General features: G+C 70.5%; 23 protein-coding genes. 15 read left to right on the forward strand and 8 right to left on the reverse strand.

Annotated features, from left to right (window positions below; translation table 11 throughout):
• On the reverse strand, positions 1-537 hold a 537-nt coding region (locus KN815_RS24505), incomplete at its 3' end, for an MFS transporter (RefSeq protein ID WP_216344092.1).
• A 117-nt stretch (positions 538-654) separates the two neighbouring features.
• Here KN815_RS24505 and KN815_RS24510 point away from each other — a divergent pair.
• The 4 genes from KN815_RS24510 (at position 655) to KN815_RS24525 (ending at position 4,275) form a co-directional block, all read left to right on the forward strand.
• Positions 655-1,416 carry a DeoR/GlpR family DNA-binding transcription regulator gene (locus KN815_RS24510; protein ID WP_216344093.1) on the forward strand — a complete coding sequence of 254 codons (762 nt, stop codon included), beginning with the start codon at positions 655-657 and terminating at the stop codon, positions 1,414-1,416.
• A gap of 449 nt (positions 1,417-1,865) precedes the next feature.
• A complete protein-coding gene (locus tag KN815_RS24515; RefSeq protein WP_216344094.1) occupies positions 1,866-2,303 on the forward strand; it encodes a GntR family transcriptional regulator in 438 nt (145 codons plus the stop codon).
• Positions 2,300-3,256 (forward strand): ABC transporter ATP-binding protein, encoded by a 957-nt coding sequence (locus tag KN815_RS24520; protein WP_216344095.1) that lies wholly within the window; start codon positions 2,300-2,302, stop codon positions 3,254-3,256. The genes KN815_RS24515 and KN815_RS24520 overlap by 4 nt, the downstream gene beginning before the upstream one ends.
• 5 nt (positions 3,257-3,261) lie before the next feature.
• The gene (locus KN815_RS24525; RefSeq protein ID WP_253209213.1) at positions 3,262-4,275 is read left to right on the forward strand and encodes an ABC-2 membrane transporter-related protein; all 1,014 of its coding nucleotides are present in this window, start codon (positions 3,262-3,264) and stop codon (positions 4,273-4,275) included.
• A 73-nt stretch (positions 4,276-4,348) separates the two neighbouring features.
• Here KN815_RS24525 and KN815_RS24530 read toward each other — a convergent pair whose 3' ends face one another.
• Together KN815_RS24530 and KN815_RS24535 are read right to left on the reverse strand one after the other, a co-directional pair.
• Entirely contained in the window at positions 4,349-4,882 is a 534-nt protein-coding gene (locus KN815_RS24530; RefSeq protein WP_216344096.1) for a GNAT family N-acetyltransferase, read from the reverse strand.
• 99 nt (positions 4,883-4,981) lie between these two features.
• Positions 4,982-5,422, reverse strand: a complete 441-nt coding sequence (locus KN815_RS24535) for a VOC family protein (protein ID WP_216344097.1) — start codon at positions 5,420-5,422, stop codon at positions 4,982-4,984.
• 174 nt (positions 5,423-5,596) lie between these two features.
• Between KN815_RS24535 and KN815_RS24540 the strand changes: the two genes are divergently transcribed.
• Positions 5,597-6,040, forward strand: coding sequence for a protein-tyrosine phosphatase family protein (locus KN815_RS24540; protein ID WP_216344098.1), 444 nt, complete (start codon positions 5,597-5,599; stop codon positions 6,038-6,040).
• A gap of 57 nt (positions 6,041-6,097) precedes the next feature.
• On the opposite strand, the gene KN815_RS24545 is transcribed toward KN815_RS24540, so the two are convergent.
• Positions 6,098-6,892 carry a polysaccharide lyase family 7 protein gene (locus tag KN815_RS24545; RefSeq protein ID WP_216344099.1) on the reverse strand — a complete coding sequence of 265 codons (795 nt, stop codon included), beginning with the start codon at positions 6,890-6,892 and terminating at the stop codon, positions 6,098-6,100.
• A 359-nt stretch (positions 6,893-7,251) separates the two neighbouring features.
• On the opposite strand from KN815_RS24545, the gene KN815_RS24550 reads away from it, so the two are divergent.
• Positions 7,252-8,043: a GNAT family N-acetyltransferase gene (locus tag KN815_RS24550; protein ID WP_216344100.1), complete on the forward strand. Its 792-nt coding sequence runs from the start codon at positions 7,252-7,254 to the stop codon at positions 8,041-8,043.
• 68 nt (positions 8,044-8,111) lie between these two features.
• On the opposite strand, the gene KN815_RS24555 is transcribed toward KN815_RS24550, so the two are convergent.
• Positions 8,112-8,753, reverse strand: coding sequence for a CatB-related O-acetyltransferase (locus tag KN815_RS24555; RefSeq protein WP_216344101.1), 642 nt, complete (start codon positions 8,751-8,753; stop codon positions 8,112-8,114).
• Between the two features lie 247 nt (positions 8,754-9,000).
• On the opposite strand from KN815_RS24555, the gene KN815_RS24560 reads away from it, so the two are divergent.
• The 4 genes from KN815_RS24560 to KN815_RS24575 all read left to right on the forward strand — a co-directional run bounded on the left by KN815_RS24560 (position 9,001) and on the right by KN815_RS24575 (position 12,274).
• Positions 9,001-10,539, forward strand: a complete 1,539-nt coding sequence (locus tag KN815_RS24560; protein ID WP_216344102.1) for an FG-GAP and VCBS repeat-containing protein — start codon at positions 9,001-9,003, stop codon at positions 10,537-10,539.
• A gap of 130 nt (positions 10,540-10,669) precedes the next feature.
• Entirely contained in the window at positions 10,670-11,110 is a 441-nt protein-coding gene (gene trxA, locus KN815_RS24565) for a thioredoxin (protein ID WP_216344103.1), read from the forward strand.
• The gene (locus tag KN815_RS24570) at positions 11,103-11,750 is read left to right on the forward strand and encodes a histidine phosphatase family protein (protein ID WP_216344104.1); all 648 of its coding nucleotides are present in this window, start codon (positions 11,103-11,105) and stop codon (positions 11,748-11,750) included. Before trxA ends, KN815_RS24570 begins: the two co-directional genes overlap by 8 nt.
• Positions 11,751-11,848: 98 nt before the next feature.
• Positions 11,849-12,274 (forward strand): OsmC family peroxiredoxin, encoded by a 426-nt coding sequence (locus tag KN815_RS24575; RefSeq protein WP_216344105.1) that lies wholly within the window; start codon positions 11,849-11,851, stop codon positions 12,272-12,274.
• On the opposite strand, the gene KN815_RS24580 is transcribed toward KN815_RS24575, so the two are convergent.
• The gene (locus tag KN815_RS24580; protein WP_216344106.1) at positions 12,249-12,872 is read right to left on the reverse strand and encodes a hypothetical protein; all 624 of its coding nucleotides are present in this window, start codon (positions 12,870-12,872) and stop codon (positions 12,249-12,251) included. The two genes, KN815_RS24575 and KN815_RS24580, sit on opposite strands and share 26 nt — an antisense overlap.
• Before the next feature lie 123 nt (positions 12,873-12,995).
• On the opposite strand from KN815_RS24580, the gene KN815_RS24585 reads away from it, so the two are divergent.
• The 4 genes from KN815_RS24585 to KN815_RS24600 all read left to right on the forward strand — a co-directional run bounded on the left by KN815_RS24585 (position 12,996) and on the right by KN815_RS24600 (position 17,957).
• Positions 12,996-13,772, forward strand: a complete 777-nt coding sequence (locus tag KN815_RS24585; protein ID WP_216344107.1) for an IclR family transcriptional regulator — start codon at positions 12,996-12,998, stop codon at positions 13,770-13,772.
• Entirely contained in the window at positions 13,769-14,635 is an 867-nt protein-coding gene (locus tag KN815_RS24590) for an SMP-30/gluconolactonase/LRE family protein (RefSeq protein WP_216344108.1), read from the forward strand. Before KN815_RS24585 ends, KN815_RS24590 begins: the two co-directional genes overlap by 4 nt.
• 131 nt (positions 14,636-14,766) lie before the next feature.
• Positions 14,767-15,519, forward strand: coding sequence for an SCO2400 family protein (locus tag KN815_RS24595; protein ID WP_216344109.1), 753 nt, complete (start codon positions 14,767-14,769; stop codon positions 15,517-15,519).
• Positions 15,520-15,791: 272 nt separating this feature from the next.
• Positions 15,792-17,957 carry a phosphocholine-specific phospholipase C gene (locus KN815_RS24600; RefSeq protein ID WP_216344110.1) on the forward strand — a complete coding sequence of 722 codons (2,166 nt, stop codon included), beginning with the start codon at positions 15,792-15,794 and terminating at the stop codon, positions 17,955-17,957.
• 23 nt (positions 17,958-17,980) lie between these two features.
• Here KN815_RS24600 and KN815_RS51605 read toward each other — a convergent pair whose 3' ends face one another.
• Both KN815_RS51605 and KN815_RS24605 read right to left on the reverse strand, forming a co-directional pair.
• Entirely contained in the window at positions 17,981-18,103 is a 123-nt protein-coding gene (locus KN815_RS51605) for a hypothetical protein (protein ID WP_301184632.1), read from the reverse strand.
• 14 nt (positions 18,104-18,117) lie between these two features.
• Entirely contained in the window at positions 18,118-18,546 is a 429-nt protein-coding gene (locus KN815_RS24605) for a MarR family winged helix-turn-helix transcriptional regulator (protein WP_216344111.1), read from the reverse strand.
• Positions 18,547-18,634: 88 nt separating this feature from the next.
• Here KN815_RS24605 and KN815_RS24610 point away from each other — a divergent pair, with 88 nt between their 5' ends.
• Positions 18,635-19,654 carry an NADP-dependent oxidoreductase gene (locus KN815_RS24610; protein ID WP_216344112.1) on the forward strand — a complete coding sequence of 340 codons (1,020 nt, stop codon included), beginning with the start codon at positions 18,635-18,637 and terminating at the stop codon, positions 19,652-19,654.
• Positions 19,655-19,845 lie beyond the last annotated feature (191 nt).

Raw genomic sequence — 19,845 nt, forward strand, 5'->3', positions numbered from 1 at the left:
CGTCGGCGCGGTCGGCAGCAGACCGCGTGCCGACGCCAGTGCGGTCACGATGCCCACGGTTCCCACGGCGCCCATGCCCGCGGCCGGGCTCATACCGGCGCTCGCGGCGCCCGCTCCGGCGAGTGAGGCGATGACGCCGCCGACGGAGAACATGGCGTGGAAGGCCGACATGACGGGCCGGTTGTATGCCTTCTCCACGTGCACGGCGTGGGCGTTCATGCTCACATCGAGGCAGCCGTTGCAGAAGCCGAAGACCAGCAGGGCGCCCGCCAGCGTCCAGGGATCCCGGGGCAGGCCGGGCAGCACCGCAGCCATGCTGGACAGAACGCCGACGACGGGGAGCACGACGCGCGCCCCGAGGCGGTCGGCCAGACGGCCGGCGATCTGCATCCCCGTGAAGGCCCCGAGCCCCAGCAGCACCAACAGGCTCCCCAGCGTCGCGTGGCTGATGCCCACACGCTCCTCGATGGCGGGGATGTGCACCACCCAGGTGCCCATCAGGGTGCCGCACAGGACGAAGTAGACGAAGTTCGCCATACGGGCGGATCGTAGCGAGCGTTCCATGCCGATCACCGTAACGAACATATTTTGTGTTTGAAAGGCCCATCAATGAACAGTTTGCTTGTTCATTTTGTGGTGGTGTTCAATCGCGGTATGAGCAACGCAGACCGTCACGGGCTGATCGCCCAGGCCGTCAGGGAGTCGGGCAGTGTCACGGTCCAGGGACTTGCCGAGCTGACCGGTGCCTCGGAGATGACCATCCGGCGCGACCTCGACACACTGGCCGCGCAAGGCGTCCTCGAACGCATCCGGGGCGGGGCTCGCACCCTGCTGCTCAGGGGTGAGGAGCCGCCCTTCGCGCTGCGCGCCCGTGAGGCAGTCGACACCAAGCGCCGGATCGCGGCAGAGGTGTCCTCGCTCATCGCCGACGGTGAGACCGTCCTGCTGGACAGCGGCACCACCTGCCTGGAGGTCGCCCGCCTGCTGCGTCAGCGGCCGGTCACCGTGATGCCCCTGTCATTGCAGGCCATTCACCTACTCGGCGACGACCCGGGGCCGACCACGCTGATGGTGCCCGGCGGACGGCCCCGCGCCGCCGAGGGGGCCCTGACCGGCCCCCTCGCCCTCGCCTCCCTGTCGGCGCTGCGCTTCGACACCGCGGTCATCGGCTGCTGTGGCCTGAGCGCGGCCGAGGGCCTGACCGCCTACGACCTCGACGACGCGGCGGTGAAGAAGGCGAGCATCGCCTCTTCGCGTCGCGTCATCGTCGCCACGGACGGCAGCAAACTCGGCCGTACCGCCTACGCCTACGTGGGCCCCTCCACGCAACTGCACACCCTCGTCACCGACGCCACGGCGCCCGCCGACGAGGTGGCAGCGCTCGAAAAGGGCGGCACTGTCGTCAAAACCGCCTGACGAGTTCCCCGCGTGGGCGTACCGCCCGTCACCGCACCGGCACCTGACGGTCAGCGCCATGTTGTACAAACTCGCTGATCCTCCCTGCGTCAATACCCCGAGGGGGATGACTGCGTGTGACCCTCGGCGTACGCCTCCGCCTCGCGGTCCTCGCATCCCGGTTGCCCTCGCCTTTGCCCGCCGCGTGATCCATAGCGGAGTGTCCGTCGGCCCAGTCCAAAACCGCAGGTGAGATGGGACCGGCACGGACCGCGCACGTCGAACTCCGCTCGCTGGTTCTCATGTTGCCCACACCGTCACGGTGCGCGTGAAGCCGGTCCCGCCCCTGCTGGGCCCGGCCCGGCGGGCGGCCGCCTGCGTGCGGGGGCTCGACCGTCGGCGCGTTTGACATCGGGCCGTCCCCCTCTGCAAGATTCAGCTACTTAACTAGTGGACTAGCGGTGGAGTGGATGCGGTACTACATCGAGAGACGCCGTGGCGTGGCGGCCTACCAGCAGATCGTCGAGCAGACCAAACGGGCCGTCAGAGCGGGCGCGTTGAAGCCCGGTGACCGGTTGCCGACCGCCCGCGAAGTGGCCGAGACCTGCGCCGTGAACCCGAACACCACGCTCAAGGCATATCGGGAGCTGGACCGGGACGGCGTGGTGGAGCTGCGGCAGGGAGTGGGCACGTTCATCGCTGCCGCGGCCGCGGACCGGAGCCACGCGCCCGCCGCCGAGTCACCGCTCTACGCCGAACTGGCGGAGTGGACCGGGCGGGCGCTGGCCGCGGGTCTGCTGGAAGAGGACGTACGGGATCTGGTCGAACTGGCGCTTCAGGAGCGTCAGCAGACGGCGGCGGGCACCGCCCGCAGCAGTACGGACAAGCGGAACGGGGGACGGGGATGAGCGGGTCGACAGGAGAGGCGGCCGAGCGGACCGCCCTGGAAGTGCGCGGCCTCGGGCGGCAGTACGGGCGCCGCTGGGTGCTGCGCGACGCGACGTTCCGGCTGCCCGCCGGACGGGTCTGCGGACTCGTGGGCCCGAACGGAGCGGGCAAGACGACGATGCTGGAGATCGTCGCGGGACTGCGCGAGGCGTCGGCGGGCGAGGCCAGAGTCTTCGGCGAACCGGCCGGCGGAGCGCAGGCGCGGCAGCGCGTCGCGTTCCTGCCGCAGGAGAAGCCGCTGTTCGCGCGCTTCACGGTCGCCGAGACGCTGCGGCTGGGCCATGAGCTGAACCCGCGCTGGGACCAGGAGCTGGCCGAGGGCTTCGTACGGGCCGGTTCCGTTCCGCTCGACGCCAAGGTGGGACGGCTGTCCGGTGGCCAGCGCACCCGGGTCGCCCTCGCGGTGGCCCTGGGCAAGCGCCCCGACCTCGTCCTGCTGGACGAGCCGCTTGCGGACCTGGACCCGCTGGTGCGCAGGCAGACTGTGGCCGCGCTGCTGGGCGAGGTGGCCGAACGCGGGATCACCGTCCTGCTCTCCAGCCACCTGGTGGCCGAACTCGACACGCTGTGCGACTACCTGCTGCTGGTGGCCGAGGGCGGGTTGCAACTGGCCGGTGACGTGGACGAGATCATCAGCGTCCACCGGACCCTGACCGCGCCCACCGACCGGATACCGACCGGCCCTGACGGGCTGCCCGCGGGCCTGGAGCACCACACGGTCGTGGAGATCCACGGCGACCAGCGGTACACCACCGCGCTGGTCCGTCCCGGCGGACCGGTCGGCGGTGTCTGGGAGGACAGCGCGCCGACCCTGGAGGAAGTGGTCCTCGCCTATCTGGCGCAGAACGGCTCCGCGCCGCTCATCAGCCCCAACTCCTACGTTCCCGGCGTCGGTTCGGAGGTAGTGAAGTGAGCACGATGGCACAGACGCACCGGGCGGACGGCGGCTCCCCCGGACTGCCGGGGCGGCGGACGCGGGCGCGCGGCTTCGGCCCGAGCGGGATGGCCTGGCTGGTGTGGCGCCAGCATCGGACGGCGTTCCTCCTGCTGCTCGCGACGGCGGCCGTAGCCACGGCGGGCCTGGCGTGGCTGGCCCAGGACGCGAGCAGCGCCGTGGCGGCCGCCGAGAGCGCGCACCCGTCCCCCGGCGCGACCGCGACCCTCGACACCGCGTACCAACGGCTCGAGTTGTTGGGTCTGGCGCTGGCGGGCCTGCCGGTACTCATCGGGATGTTCATCGGCGCCCCGCTGTTCGCGGGGGACCTGGAGACCGGCACCGCCAAGTTCGTGGGCGTCCAGTCGTACGGCCGCTGGAACTGGGTGGCGACGAAGCTCGGCATGGCCGCCGTATTCGCGGGCGCGGCGGCGCTCTCCACCGGAATCGCCATGAAGGCCCTGTGGACGCCGCTGGCGAACCACATGGCTGTCAACGCCGACTTCACCAGCACCGGCGGGTTCGACACCACGGGACCGGTCGCGGTGGCCCTGGCCGTCCTCGGCCTGCTGATCGGTGCCGCCGCCGGGCTGCTGACGCGGCGCACGCTGCCCGCGATGGTGGTGACCCTTGTCGCTCTGCTGGCGGTGAAGACCGTCTGGTCGGAGATGCGGATGATGTTCGCGACCACGGTGACGAAGACCACGGGCGGCGGCCGGTTCGGCGACGGCGACTCTCCGAAGGTCCCCGACAATGCCTTGGAGGTGGACACCTCCTATGTGACCGGCGACGGCTCACTGCGCGGCTGGGGTACCTGCTCGAACGCGAACGACGCGTCAGCCTGCCTGCGGCGCGAGGGGGTGGTCGGCTGGTCGAAGGAGTATCTGCCGTACTCCCACATGGACGCCATGCAGTGGGCGGCGACGGGCGCGCTGGCCGGGCTGATCCTGCTGACGGCCGGTGTGCTGGTGTACGCGGTGCGGCGCGCTCTGCGTTGACCACGTGCCGAGGTGGTCGGTGGTTCACGGTGGGGCTTCTCGAAACCGGCTCCGGCCGCGGGTCGCGGCCGGTTCACGCCTGGAACTCGGTGAGATCGATGGCGCGAACGCGCAGCGGATAGCCGTACACCGGGTGCGCCGTCTCTCGCTCGGGCACCATGCCGAGCTTGCGGATGACGTTCTCGGAGGCGTCGTCACCCACCCGGTTGATGCTGATCACGCGGTCGAGGCCGCGGTCCTGGAGCGCGAACTCCAGTGTGGCGTGGGCGGCTTCGGACGCGTATCCCTGGCCCCAGAACTGTGAGCCGAGCCGCCAGCCAATGGCCACGGCGGGCAGTACCTCCGGCAGGAACTCGGGCACGGACAGACCCGTGAAGCCCGCCAGTTCGCCCGAGGCCAGCAGCTCGACGGCGAAGAGTCCGAAGCCCTCCTCGTCCCACTCCTCCTCCCACCGCTCGATGGCCTCTGCCGTGTGGTCCAGGTCGCGCACCGCGCCGTCGTCAATCCAGCGCATGACCCGTGGGTCCGCGTTGATGTCCGCCATCGGTGCGAGGTCGTCCTCATGCCAGCGACGGAGGAGGAGGCGGGGTGTGCGGATCTCGGTCATGGCGCCCATCCTGCCGAAGGCAACGGCCGCATCGGTAATCCGGCGCGTACGACCTCGGCCGCCATGTCCTGGGGCTGCTGAGTCGGCTACCGCGAGTCATCAACGGTCGGCGAATACGCCGCGGAGCATTCCGGTCGCCTGGCCGACCTCGATGAGGTAGCCATCGGGGTCGCGCAGATAGCAGCGCAGTTCGGCCTTGCGATCGAGGGGCTCCGTGAGAAACTCCGCGCCCTTGGCCTTGGCGTCGGCGTAGAAGGCGCCGATATCGGCGACGCGGACGTTCAGGAAACTGGACACGGTGTCGCCGTTCTCCGGCGGCGCGAGCGTCACCTCGGGCTTGTCCGGGGTGGGCCCGCCGCCGGGGTTCATGATGATCCAGCTATTGGCCACCTGCACGATGGCCGGGTTCTCCTCCAGTACGACCTCGCCGCCGAAGATGTCGGCGTAGAAGCGTCTCGATCTCACGACGTCGCGCACGGTCAGGAAGTGGGTGAGAACGAGCCCTTGCTCGGGTGTGGGCAGATTGCCGGGAGTCGTCATGGCCGTGGCCCTTTCTTCCCAGCGGAGAGTGGAAGCGAGCACACCGGACCGCACTCTGCTCACGCCCCGCTCGTCTCCTGTGGGTAACCCCGTGGGGGCGGGATATGCGCCCGAACGGGCTACGCTGCCCAGAGCTTCGGGAGATGTGGGTCTTCGGACCGGGAGTGGGGGCCGATGAGTGACGTACCACTGACGGGTGCCATTCGGCTTCCGGATGGTTCATGGGTCCGTGGCCGGGGGCTGCGCCATCCGCGACCGGAGGGGCCGCTGCCCGGCTTCGGTCTCTATCTGGGGTCCACCCGGTTGCGCCGACGGCATGACGGGGAGCTGGAATGGGAGCGGGCGTGGGTCGAGTGGCCCGACTTCTCGCTCCCCCGTGACCGCGATCTGGCCGTGCGGCAGATCCGTACGCTGCACCAACGGGCACGGGCGGGCACGCCCGTCGAGGTCGCCTGTGGGGGTGGCGTAGGCCGCACCGGGACCGTCATCGCCTGCCTCGCCGTCCTGGCGGGGGTGGCTCCCGCGGAAGCTGTCGCCTGGGCGCGTACACACCATCACCCTCGGGCCGTCGAGACGCCTTGGCAGCGGCGTTGGGTGGCTCGGTTCCCGGTCGGCTGACAGGTGAGGTGGCTGTCCAAGGCCCGGCGGCCCCGTTGGCCGCCGGGTCCTGGGGGCTCAGCCGTGAGAGACGGTCAGCCCGTAGAAGCCGACGCGCGCTCCGTTCGTCGTGCTGTCGGAGGACGACTGGTTGTACGAGCCCGCCTTGAAGTACTGCTTGTACTGGAAGAAGGACGACGGGATGTCGTAGTGCGTCGTGCTGCCGTTGACCGTCAGGTCGATGGTGTCGCCGCCGGAGACGGCGATCGTGTAGTTCCAGGTCTTGCCGACCGACACATGGCCCACGTTGTGCAGCGTCTGGCCGCCGTCGGGGGAGTTCTCGGTGCCGAGGACGATGTCGCCGTTGGCCCGGTAGTACAGCTCCACCAGCGGCTTTGTGGAGGATCCGCCCGAGCCGAGGTGGATCTGGCCGACGCAGACGTTCTTCGTCACCGACACCACGCGCAGCGTCGCCTGGAGCTTGTGGGAGCCGCTCAGCGACCAGTCCGCCGCGCTGCCATCGCGGTTCATCTCGCGCAGTTCGGAGCGGGCGTAGTTGGAGTTCGGCGTGGTGACGCCCTTTTCCGGCGCCCAGAACGTCATCGCCCCGTCGCGCTTGTCGGTGTAGAAGTAGTCGTCCTGGAATCCGTTCGACCCTTGAAGCCGGGACGAGGGGATGGTCGTCGGCTTGCCGGGGGAGCCGACCGGTTCCTGGAGTTGCCACACCGACAGGTCGAAGTTGCCGCCCGGCGCCTTCGACGGGTCGGCGAAGGGCGTGGCCGCGGTGGTGGCACCGGCGGGCATCGCGAGGGCCAGGCCACCGATGACGGCGGTCACGGTCGCCAGCGAGGCGAGCAGCGTACGGATGCGCATGGGAATGATGCCTTCCCGTGGGGGGTGGGGATAGGCGCGCGTCCACATACATGAAGGGCATGTTTCTTTGTGAACAACGAGACCTGTCGAGAAGGTAAGGTCGTGGTGTGTCCGCGTCAATCCTCTGAACGGAGAAAGGCCAGGCGCTCGGTCACGCCATGCGATAGGTTCCGGGTGGCGATTACTTCTGCCTGCTACCTGTCAAAGGACTGAAGCCCATGGACCCGGCGTCCCCCAGCGGCCGCCGTCGGCACTGAACGATCGGTGCCCTACGCGTCTCCTCACGGCGGCCCCACGTATACGTACGCCATTCCTTTCGCGGCGCCCTCCGCCGCGCCATTTCGTGAGGTCACATCACCATGGGCACCGACGTCCAGAGCTTTGCCGTAGCCAACCTCCGCCGCCGCCCCGTGCTTGTCGAGACCGGGGGCTTTGTGGCGGGGTTCGATCCCAGCACCACCAGCCCGTACATCAACTACGCGACCCCGCTCCCCGGCACCCGGCCCACCGACCGGGACGTCAAGGAGCTGATCGAGGCGTTCCGGGTACGCGATCTCAAGCCCCGGCTCGAGTTCGCGCCGGACGCCGCGCCCGATGTGGAGCCCGCGCTGCGGGAGGCGGGGTTCGGTGTGGAGGCGGTGCACGAGTATCTGGTGTGCACCCCGGACCGGCTCACCCTTCCCCAGGACACGGAGTCCGGCACGGTGGCGGTCCCGCTCCCGGTCCCGTTCCCGGCCCTGGTCGCCGTCCCGTCCACGGACGAGGACTTCCGGGCGATCGACGCCGCGCTGTCCGAGGCGTTCGTCGGTGAGTTCGCCTCCTCCCCGGAGGGGGCGGCCCGGCTGCGCCGTATTCAGGAGGACGGGGGAGCGGTCCGGTTCGTCCGGGCACCCGATGGGGGCTGCGCCGGTGGGGCCACCTGCTCGGCACCGGCCGTGGGCACCGCGGAACTGGCGGGCGTGGGTACCCGGCCCGCCTTCCGCGGCCGGGGCATCGCCGCCGCGGTCACCGCCGCGCTGACCGGGACGATGTTCGCCCGGGGAGCCCAGTCGGTATGGCTGGAGTACTCGGGTGAGGGCTCCCGCCGCGTGTACGAACGCGTCGGCTACCAGCCCCGGGGCACTCGTCTGTACATGAGTCTCGAGCGCTGAGAGCAGGGGGCCCGCTCCACGGCCGCGACCGTGGAGCAGGCCCCCTCCGCCGCCCGCTGGACAGGGCTTCAGCTCGGGGCCGCCGCCTCCAGCTCCTCCACGCTTCCGGACATGATCGTGCGGATATGGGCGGTGAGGTGCTCGATCGGCCAGTCCCACCAGGCCAGGGCCAGCAGCCGGGCGATGTCCTGGTCGTCGTAGCGGCGGCGGATGAGCTTGGCCGGATTGCCGCCGACGATGCCGTAGTCGGGAACGTCGTCCACCACCACGGAACCGGAGGCGATGACCGCGCCGTGGCCGATGCGGACGCCGGGCATCACCATCGTCCGGTATCCGAACCAGACGTCGTGGCCCACCACGGTGTCGCCCCGCCCCGGCAGGCCGGTGATCAGGTCGAAGTGGTCGGTCCACGAACCGCCCATGATGGGGAAGGGGAACGTGGAGGGCCCGTCCATACGGTGGTTGGCGCCGTTCATGATGAACCGCACCCCTTCGCCCAGCGCGCAGAACTTCCCGATGACCAGCCGCTCGGGCCCGTAGTGGTACAGCACATTGCGGGTCTCGAACGCGGTGGGGTCATCCGGGTCGTCGTAGTACGAGAACTCTCCGACCTCGGTCAGCGGCGAGGTGATCAGCGGCTTCAGCAGCACCACCCGTGGCTGCTCGGGCATCGGGTGCAGCACGGTCGGGTCGGCGGGTATGGCCGGCATCGGGCATCGCTCTTCCTCGTCCGGGGAGATTTTCTCGCCATGATCGCAACCTCGGCGCCCGGTGTCGCGTGCATTCCGCTGGGGCGTCGGAGGCGTCGGCGGGAGCGTCCGCGAGGCAACCCGACTGTGCTTCCTGGAGTCCTTGAGCGGTGAAGCCTTCGTTCGCATCCGCGTTCGTGCCCATAGCTGTGCCCGTTGTCCGTGTCCCCTGTCCGTGACCGCTCGATCCGCCTCGCGAGGTGCCGCCGTGCGTTCGTCCGTCCCCGTCGCCGCCGTGACCATGTCCGTGCTGCTGCTCGCCGGGTGCAGCGAGGGCGGCCACGGGGGCCCGAAGCCGGTCGAGGGGGCCACGAAGGGGACGGCCGGTGCCTCGCTGGGGGACTTCAACGGCGACGGTTACGACGACTTCGCCACCGCCATCCGCCCCACCAGCGCCTCCCGCGGGCCGCTGCCCGCCCGGCTGGCGGTGGTCTACGGCTCGGCGCACGGCCTCGACCCGCGGCACCGCCTCGTCGTCGACGGCGCCGAGGACGACTACGTCGGGCCCCTGCTGCGCACCGATCTCGACGGCGACGGCTTCACCGACCTGGTGACGGCGCGCTTCCGGCACGGGAGTTCGCCGCGCGGCGAGCGGACGGGGGAGACGGTGATATTGCGCGGCGGCCCCCACGGGCTGGCCGCGCCGCGCCCGCTGGCGGGTGGCGCGGCCGGATTTCTGGCGCTTGCCGTCGGGGACTTCGACGGCGACGGCACGGCCGATCTACTGGCCTCGGCGGCCGACGGCCGGGGTGCGGTACGGGTGCTGTACGGGCCGTTCGGCAGCAAGGCGGGCCCCGCCCGTACCACCCCGCTCCCCACCGGCCGGTCCCGCCGCGCGGCACCCGCCACCGCCACCGCCGGGGACTTCGACGGCGACCACCGCACCGATGTGGTGCTGACCTACCGCTACGACGCCACGCAGTCGGAACGGCCGGACCAGCCGGCCCGACCCGACCAGCCCGACCAGCCGAATCACCCGGAACCCGACGACACCGCCCCCCTCGACACCCCCGTCGCCCACTACCGCGGCGGCCCCAAGGGCCTGGTCCGGGACAAGCGGCCCGAGGCGCGCCTGGCCCATGCCCTCGGCACGGAGGACGGCCCGCGCGAGCCCGCCGCCGGGGACGCCGACCACGACGGGATCGACGATCTCCTCGCGCCCGGCCAGGGCACCCTCGGCCCCGGGCGGCACCGCGGCTCCGGGCGGCTGACCGTCGTCCACGGCGCCAAATCCGGCCTGGGCCGGGGGCGTCCGGATCTCACGGTCGATCCGTCCGGGCCGGGCCTGCCCGGCGACGCACGGCGCGGCGATGGCTTCGGCGGCTCCCCGTCCGTCGGCGACATCACCGGCGACGGCCGTCCCGACCTGGTGGTGGCCAGCCCGGAGAAGAACTACGGCAACGGCCGGCTCACCCTGCTGCCCGGTTCACGGCGCGGGCACGGCGGCGAGTACGACCCGGCCGCGAGCGCGCCCGAGGGCGACGGCGGGGAGCAGAGCCTGGACCTGGACACCCCGGGGGTGCCCGGCCGCCACACTCCGTACGGCTTCGACGCCTTCGCCCCGCAGCCCCCACTCCTCGACGTCGACGGGGACGGCCATGACGATGTGATCGCCGCCGCGCCCGGCTACGGCCACGGCAGGACGGGGGGCTTCTGGGTCTTCCGGGGGACCGGCCGCGGGCTGTCCACCAGCGACGTACGCCGCTTCACCCCCGCCGACCTGGGCATACGCTTCCGGACGGGCTGACCCGCGGAGCAGCGTCAAGGGCGCCATGGCCCCGGAACCAAGGGCGCCATGGCCCCGGAATAACGGCGGGCGGTGGCGGGGTTACCGTCGATGTGGCATCTGCCGACGTACGGAAGCGGGTAACGCAGGCATGAGCACTAGCACCGTTGAGCTCACCAAAGACAACTTCGACGAGATCGTGTCCGGGAGCCAATTCGTTCTGATCGACTTCTGGGCCTCCTGGTGCGGGCCGTGCCGGATGTTCGCGCCCATCTACGAGAAGGCCGCCGAGCGCCATCAGGATGTGCTGTTCGCCAAGGTCGACACCGAGGCTCAGCCCGAGCTGGCCGCCGCGTTCGACATCCAGTCCATCCCCACGCTGATGATCGTGCGGGAGAACATCGCGGTCTTCTCCCAGCCCGGCGCCCTCCCCGAGCCGGCCCTGGAGGACCTCATCGGCCAGGCCCGCGACCTCGACATGGACAGTGTGCGGGCCTCCATCGCCGCCGCGTCGAACGAGAAGCGGGCCATCGACGAGGAGAAGGCGCAGGCCGCCGCCGGCGACGAGAAGGCATCCGGCAACCGTGGCTGAGCTGGTGCTGATCCGGCACGGCGAAACCGAGTGGAGCCGGTCGCGCAAGCACACGAGCTGGACCGATGTGCCCCTGACACCGCGCGGTGCGGAGCAGGCCCGCGCGCTGCGCCCGCCGCTCGCCGCGCGGAAGATCGGGCTGACCCTGGTCAGCCCGATGGCGCGGGCCATGCACACCGCCCGGCTCGCCGGGCTCGAGGACCTCACGGTCGAGCCCGATCTGCACGAATGGGACTACGGCGGCTACGAGGGCATCACCACCACCGAGATCCACCGCACCCGCCCCGACTGGAACCTGTGGACCGACGGCGTCCCGCCCGGCGGCCCCGACCACCCCGGGGAGTCGCCCGAGCGGATCGGGGCCCGGGTGGACCGGGTGCTCGCCCGGATCGCCCCCGAGCTGGAGGCGGCGGACGGGCCCGATGTGGTGCTGGTGGCGCACGCCCACGTACTGCGGGTGCTCACCGCCCGCCGACTGGGCCTGCCCCCGTCCGCCGGCGCGCTCTTCCGGCTGGACACCGCGACCGTGAGTCGACTCGGAACTGAGCATGGTCGCCCGGCCGTGGTCGCCTGGAACGTAGGCTCGGAGTCGATCTCCGGGCAGGAGGCGACCGGAAGCGGTGGCACCCCCGCCGGGTGATCACCTCCGACCGTCCACGCAGACCGAGACGCACGTCTCGTCCGGCGCTCCACCACCGACGGGTGGACGTCACCGACAGGAAGCAGGGAACAGCGAGCATGGCTACGACGCGTACCGCGCACACCGTCTGGCAGGGCAATCTGGCCCAGGGCCAGGGGACCGTCACCTTCGACTCCTCCGGCATCGGCGCGCAGCCGGTCTCCTGGCCGTCCCGCGCCGAGCAGGCAGGCGGCAAGACCAGCCCCGAGGAGCTGATCGCGGCGGCCCACTCGAGCTGCTTCTCGATGGCGCTCTCGCACGGCCTCACCCAGGCGGGCAATCCGCCCACCCAGCTCACCACCCAGGCCGAGGTCACCTTCCAGCCCGGCACCGGGATCACCGGCATCCACCTCACCGTCGAGGGCACCGTGGAGGGTCTGGACGAGGCCGCGTTCACCGCTGCGGCCGAGGACGCCAAGAAGAACTGCCCGGTGAGCCAGGCGCTCGCCGGTACGGAGATCACGCTGTCGGCGAAGCTGGCCTGACGTTCTCCATCCGCTGGAGCAGTCCCCAGGTGAACTCCGCCACATAGTGGCGGAGTTCACCCTTTTCCGCCTCCGGTGCGTCGAAGGCCAGCCGCCAGCGGGTGGGCGCCGAGCCCTCCATGGGGCGTGCGGGCGCGAAGGCGCGCGCCACCTCGTCCACCGTGCAGGACCAGGGTACGAGGTCGGCGGCCGTACGCAGCCGCGGCCCGGGCGCGCCCGGAGCGCGCACCAGCCACTCGTTCCACACCGCCCCGTTCGGCGCGGTGAGCACCTCGAACCGCAGATCCGGCCAGAGCGGCATGGACCAGCTCAGCGCCTCGCAGGTCAGATCGCCGATCCGGCGGACGGAGGTGGACTCGGGCGCGCCCAGCACGGAGCGGTAGCGGGCGACCGCCGAGCGCCGCCGCGGTGAGCGCTGCATGGCCTGCCAGCGGCGGTTGGCCTCGCGCATCACCGCCCGCCCGAAGCCCAGCTCGCGCAGCGCGTCCTCGACCAGCCCCGGCTGGTGGTCGGCCATCCGCCGCAGCAGCACGAGGACGAAGGGGAAGGGGGCCGGGAACGAGTCGGGCCGAGGGAACGAGCCGGGTGCGGAATCCATGGCTCCTACTTTGCCGGACCATTGCCGGAGGAAGTCCCCTCCGCATAACCTGTGTTCGCGATACCGGCCATCAGCCGGAATTTCGAACGCTTGCCATCTGACCAGAAGGGGAGGGCGAGCACTATGGGACGCCTGGTGCCCGCGGTGACCCGGGCTCTGGACATACTCGAGCTCTTCCTGGACGGAGACGGCACCCTCTCCGCACCCGAGATCACCCGGCGGCTCGGCCTGCCCCGTACGACCGTCCATGAGCTGGTGACCACTCTGGCCGCCCGTTCCTATCTGGTCCAGATGCCCGACCAACCCGGTCGCTATCGGCTCGGGGTACGGCCGTATCAGCTCGGCAGCCGCTACGCCGAGCAGCTCGACCTGGCCGCCGAGGGCCGGCAGGTGGCCCGGAGCGTCGCGGAGACCTGCGACGAGACCGTGCATGTCGCGATCCTCGAGGGCATGGACGTCATCTATATCGCCAAGGTCGACTCCACCCACGCCGTCCGCATGGTCTCCGCCGCGGGCCGCCGGCTGCCCGCCCACTGCACCTCGGTGGGCAAGATGCTGCTCGCCTCCCTGACGGACGACGCCCTGGACGCGCGGCTGTCCGGCGAGCAGCCGCTGGCCGCGATGACGGACAACAGCATCACCTCCCCCGTCGAACTGCGCCACCATCTCCTCACCGTGCGCGAGCGCGGCATCGCGGTCGAGCAGCGGGAGTCCAACCCGGATGTGAGCTGCGTGGCGGCTCCGGTACGGGACTCCACGGGCAAGGTGGTCGCGGCGCTGTCCATCTCGGTGCCGACGATCCGCTGGAGCGAGGAGCGCCAGGCCGAGCTGGCGGAGCTGGCGGCCAAGGGCGCGGGAGAGCTGTCGGTACGGCTGGGACATCGGAGGCGGGACATATGAGCACACGGCCGTCGCTCGACATCGCGGTGCGCGCGAGCGCCGTGCTCGGGGAGGGACCCACCTGGGACGCCGCCGCCCGGCGGCTGATCTGGGTGGACATCCTCTCCTCCCGCGTCCACACCTACGACCCCGCCACCGGCCACCGCACCACCCTGGCCACCGAGCAGCATGTCGGCGCCGCCAAGCCCCGCGCGGACGGCGGTCTGGTGGTCAACCTCCGCGACGGCATCGGGGTGTACGGGGCCGACGGCGGCTTCGACTGGCTGCTGCGCGAGGCGGTCCCCGGCCGCCGTGGCAACGACGCCGCCGTGGCGCCGGACGGCGCGCTCTGGGCGGGCACCATGCGCTACGACGAGAGGGCCGGCGGCGGCACGCTCTCCCGGATCGGGGCCGACGGCTCCGCTACGGAGTTCCTGCCGGAGGTGACGGTCAGCAACGGCATCGGCTGGAGCCCGGACGGCCGCCTCATGTACTACATCGACACCCCCACCCGCCGTATCGATGTCTTCGACGTGGACGACGCCGATGGTCCCCTGGTCGCGAGCCGGAGGCCGTTCGCCGAGGTCGAGAAGGGCGCGGGCTTCCCGGACGGGCTGTGTGTGGACGCCGACGGCGCGGTGTGGGTCGCCCTGTGGGACGGCGCCGCGATCCGTCGCCACGCCCCCGACGGGACACTCGATAGGGTGGTGGAGCTTCCGTTCCCGCGCCCCACCGCGTGTGCCTTCGGCGGTGCGGACCTCACCGATCTGTATCTGACCTCGGCACGGGTCGGACTGGGCGCCGCCGCGCCGCCGCTCGCCGGTTCGCTGCTGGTCATCGAGGGTGCGGGGCAGGGGCTTGCGCAGCCCGCGTTCGCCGGCTGAGCGGGGCCGGGCGGCCATCGGCCGCCGGTGGGACAGGGCCTGACGAGGGCTTTCGTACGGTTCTTTGCACAGGATCCTCACACCCCGCGTCCTGCCGACCTACCCGTTGGTCACATAACCTGCCCGGCGAAATGGATTACTGCTCTCCCTGCCGCCGCCATCTCAACGGTGCCGTCTCCTGCCCCGGTTGCGGGACGCCCGCTGGGGAACTCGGCCTGCCCTCCGCCGCATCGGACACGGAGCGCGAGGGCGGGGCCGATACGCCCGGGCCCCGTGCGGAGCGGAGAGCCGACCGGCGTGCGGCGCAGGCGGCCCCCGCCTCCGACGGCACCCGGGCCTCGCGCCGGAAGCCCAAGCCCCGCCTCATCGGCAGCCGCGCCCGTCGGGCCCGCCGGGGCCGTGGCCGCCGGGTGACGATCATGGCGGCGGTGCTCGGCCCGGTGCTGGCCGCGGTGTTCGTGGCCGAGCTGGCCACCGAGGGGCACTGGCGGGAGTCCTCCCCGTCGCCCAGCCGGCAGGAGCCGGTGGCCGACCGCGACGGCGGCGTGACGGAATCCGCCGAGACGATCGTCCAGGACACGACCGGCCCGAGCGAGCTTCCCTCGGCGGCGGACGGCGAGGACGGAAAGTCGTCCAAGGACGAGGGCAAGGGCGAGGACGACGGGAAGTCCAAGGACGAGCAGGACGACACCTCGCCCGACCCGGACGGGGACTCGTCCTCGGACCCGTCCGACGCCACCTCCTCGGCCCCGGGCGGCCCCGGTACGACCCAGGGCCCCACCACGCCGTCGCATCCGGGGTCCACCGCCCCGGCGACCGTCGCACCGAAGCCGACCCCGTCGCCCTCGGAGACCTGCAATCGCTTCCTGTGGTGGTGCACCTAGCCCGTGGTCTTCGGGCGCGGGCTGTCTACGCGTTTCTCCAGCGCCGGCGGGTCAGCGGAGACCTGACTCGCATCCACGCCGAGCTGCATCAGAAGGTGCGCGTCCACGACGGTCGCTCTGCGCACCAACGACACGGGGTCTGTGGGGAACTGCTTCGTTATTTCACCTACTGCTCATCATCAATCACCGTCGCATCCTCTTTCTGGGCGCTGAGCTCCCCATAGCGTGCCTGCTTGTTCCCTGTGAGTGATCAACACGGAAACGGCGGTTCAATGGGTTCCTCCAGTAACGACGCCCGCGTCGGGCGACGAAGATTCCTCCAGCTCGGTGGCGCGGGAGCGGCCGTGGCCGCCGGGGCGACGATGTTCCCCCCGGCCATCGCGAAGGCGATGGCGCTGCCCGCGATTTCGAAGACACACTCCATCCAGGACGTCAAGCATGTCGTGATCCTGATGCAGGAGAACCGTTCGTTCGACCACTACTACGGCACTCTGCGCGGCGTCCGTGGCTTCGCCGACCCGCGCCCGGCGCTGCTGCCGAACGGGAAGTCCGTCTTCCACCAGCCGACCGTCGAGACGAAGACCGACCGTTACCAGGACCGTGGGCTTCCCGGCGGCGAGACGGAAGTGCTGCCCTGGTACATCGACCCACGCAGCACCACCGAGTACCAGGCAGGCACCGATCACGGCTGGAGCAGCGGGCACCTCGCCGTGAACCAAGGCCGTCATGACCAGTGGGTGAACCAGAAGCAGGATGTCCTGACGATGGGACATCTCAAGCGTCAGGACCTGGCCTACCATTTCGCCCTGGCAGAGGCATTCACGATCTGCGACTCGTACTTCTGCTCGGTCCACGCCGACACCGCGCCCAACCGCATCTACCTGTGGACGGGCACCATGGACCCGCGCAACGTCTACGGGAAGACGAAACTCAACGGTCCGGGCACCGGCGAGCGTAACGACAACAACGGCTACACCTGGACCACCTACGCGGAGCTGCTGGAACAGGCCGGAATCAGTTGGAAGTTGTACCAGGGCGGCAGCGGCATCCCGGGCACGCCGACCGACAACTACACCGACAACTCCCTGATGTTCTTCGAGAAGTTTCAGACCGCCGAAGGGGCCTCGGGCCCACTCGTGGACAAGGGCGCCTCGAACCACACCCTCGCCGAGTTCGCCGCCGACGTGAAGTCCGGCACGCTCCCGGCGGTCACCTGGATCGTGCCGCCCTACAAGTACAGCGAGCACCCGGCGGCCTCGCCGACCGACGGCGCCTACTACATCAACCTGGTGCTGGAGGCACTGACGTCCAACCCCGAGGTGTGGGGCAGCACCGCACTTTTCCTCAATTACGACGAGAACGACGGCCTGTTCGATCACGTGGTGCCGCCGATGCCGCCCTTGCACAGCGCACCCGGGGCCGAGGGAATGGTCTCCGACAGCCTGCGTGCCTCCCTGGCCGACGAGTTCCTGGACCTGGACGTCCATCGGGGAGAGATGAGCCCGCTGGTGCCGGGCGCCGATCCGGGCGGCAAACAGCCCATCGGCCTGGGCCCCCGGGTGCCGATGACGGTCATCTCGCCCTGGTCGCGCGGCGGTTATGTCTGCTCGGAGGTCTTCGACCACACGTCCGTGCTGCGTTTTCTGGAGCAGCGCTTCGATATCCGCTCGCCCTACATCAGTGACTGGCGCCGCTCGGTCTGCGGCGATCTGACCTCCGCTTTCGACTTCAGCGGGAAGGACACTACGCCGCCGGACTTCCAGGTGCCCGCGCCGATCGAGGGCAACGGGCGGCCATACAAGGTGACTATCCCTCAGCATCTGCCGGCCCAGGAACCGGGTGTTCGCCCGTCCCGCCCGCTCGGCTACCGGACGCTGGTCAACGAGGATCACCGGCAGGCCGGCGCCTTCGCGCTCAAGCTGGAGAACGACGGCAGCCTTGGCGCCGCCTTCTACATCCACGACCGGCTCCAGCCGCAGGCCGCTCCGCGCCGCTACACGGTCGCCGCGCACGACACACTGCGAGACCACTGGCAGTTGGACACGGGCGGACGGTACGAGCTGGCGGCCTACGGGCCCAACGGCAGCCTGTACGAGTTCGGTGGCAGCGGCTCTGACGGGATCACCGTGGAGTTCGCCGAGGAGGGTGGTGACTACGTTCGGGTCGCGGTGAAGAACCGCGGCAAGAACCGTCGCACCGTTCGCCTGGCCAACGCCTACCAGCCCGGCATACGGGGAACGGCCACCAAGGTCCTGCCCGCGCATGGTGAGGCCGAGTTCGGCTGGCGGATCAGCCGACAGGGCAACTGGTACGACGTCTCGGTCACGGTCGCCGAGGACCCGACCTTCAACCGCCGCTTCGCCGGACACCTTGAAAACGGGCGCGCCAGCACCAGCGACCCCGGCCCCGGCCCCGGCCCCGGCCCCAAGGCGAGCTGACACCTGTCACGGGCGTGCGGGACTCACACCCGCACGCCCGTGGACTGGCGAACCACCGCGACATCGTTGTCCGGGCCGCGGACGTCGAGGACCAGCGCGAGTTCGCCGACGGACCGGCACATCAGCCCTTCGACCAGCGACTTCAAGTTGGCGGAGCTTCTTACGGCGCGGTGCCCAGCATCCGCTTGAGCAGATCGCGCAGCACCGTGCGCTCCTCGTCCGAGAGCTCCGCCAGCGGTTCGCGCGCGAAGTCGAGCGAGCCCCGGAGCCGGTCCGCGGTTTCCCGGCCCGCGTCGGTGGCGGCGGCCAGCTTGACCCGCCGGTCGGCCGGGTCGAGGCGGCGCTCGGCGAAGCCGCGCGACTCCAGGCGGTCCACGATCCCGGTGACGTTCGACGGCTCGCACTTCAGTTGCTGGGCGAGTCGGCGCATCGGCGTCGGGCCGCGGGACAGCAGGCCCAGCACCCGGGCCTGCGCCCCGGTCAGGGAGTGCTTGGCCGCGGCCTCCTCGTATTCCTGGTGATAACGGGCCACGATGGTGCCGATGAGCTCGACGACCTCGAGGGTCAGCGGGTCGATGCGGGACGTCATGGCAACCAGAGTACCCATTTACTTGACAACATGAAATATCCAGCAGCATGATTGTTTCACCTACTGAAACGTATGAGAGGCACCTTCCATGTCCGTCATCCCCACCACCGGCCGTGAATGGCACCTGGTCGCCCGCCCCCAGGGGTGGCCGAAGCCGGAGGACTTCGCGCTGCGCGAGGCCCCGATCTCCGAGCCGGGCCCCGGGCAGGCACTGGTCCGCAATCTCTACATGTCGGTGGACCCGTATATGCGCGGGCGCATGAACGACGTGAAGTCGTACACGCCGCCGTTCCAGCTCGACCAGCCGATGGAAGGCGGCGCGGTCGGCAAGGTCATCGCCTCCGACGCGGAGGGGCTCTCCGTCGGTGACCACGTCCTGCACTTCGGCGGCTGGCGTGAGTACGCGACGGTGAGCGCCAAGAGCGCCGTCAAGGTCGACCCCGAGGCCGCCCCGCTCTCCGCCTACCTCGGGGTGCTCGGCATGACCGGCCTCACCGCGTACGCGGGGCTGCTGGAGGTCGCGTCCTTCAAGGAGGGCGACGCGGTCTTCGTCTCGGGCGCGGCGGGCGCGGTCGGCAGCGAGGTCGGCCAGATCGCCAAGCTCAAGGGCGCCTCCCGGGTGATCGGCAGCGCCGGTTCGGACGAGAAGGTCCGGGTGCTGCTCGACGAGTACGGCTTCGACGCGGCCTTCAACTACAAGAAGGGCCCGGTCGCCGAGCAGCTCAAGGAGGCCGCGCCCGACGGGATCGACGTCTACTTCGACAACGTCGGCGGCGAGCACCTCGAGGCCGCCATCGGCCGCCTGAAGGTGCACGGCCGGATCACCGTCTGCGGCATGATCTCGCAGTACAACGTCACCGAGCCGCCCGCCGCCCCGCGCAACCTCGCGATGGTCATCGGCAAGCGACTGCGGATGCAGGGCATGCTGGTCGGGGATCACCAGGCGCTTCAGGGGCAGTTCTTCGAGGAGGTCGGCGGCTGGATCCGCGAGGGCAAGCTGCACTACCGCGAGACCGTCATCAAGGGTGTGGAGAACGGGGTGGACGCCTTCCTCGGCATGCTCCGTGGGGAGAACACCGGCAAGATGATCGTCGCGTTCGAGGACTGACAGTGAGGATGTGACGTGGCTTCTCCGACGGGTCTGACTCACGGACTGACCGACGTCTCGACTGTCTTGTACTGGATTTGTCGATCCGCTCGGAGGAGCCGCCTCGCACGCGACCGGACGGGCGTCCGTGACCTCATAGGAGCTTGGTCAAGAAGCCCCGCCACTGTCCTGTCCGCCCGCCCGGCCGGCGC

The organism is Streptomyces niphimycinicus (assembly GCF_018883605.1).
In the GTDB taxonomy this organism is placed as follows: Bacteria; Actinomycetota; Actinomycetes; order Streptomycetales; family Streptomycetaceae; genus Streptomyces; species Streptomyces niphimycinicus.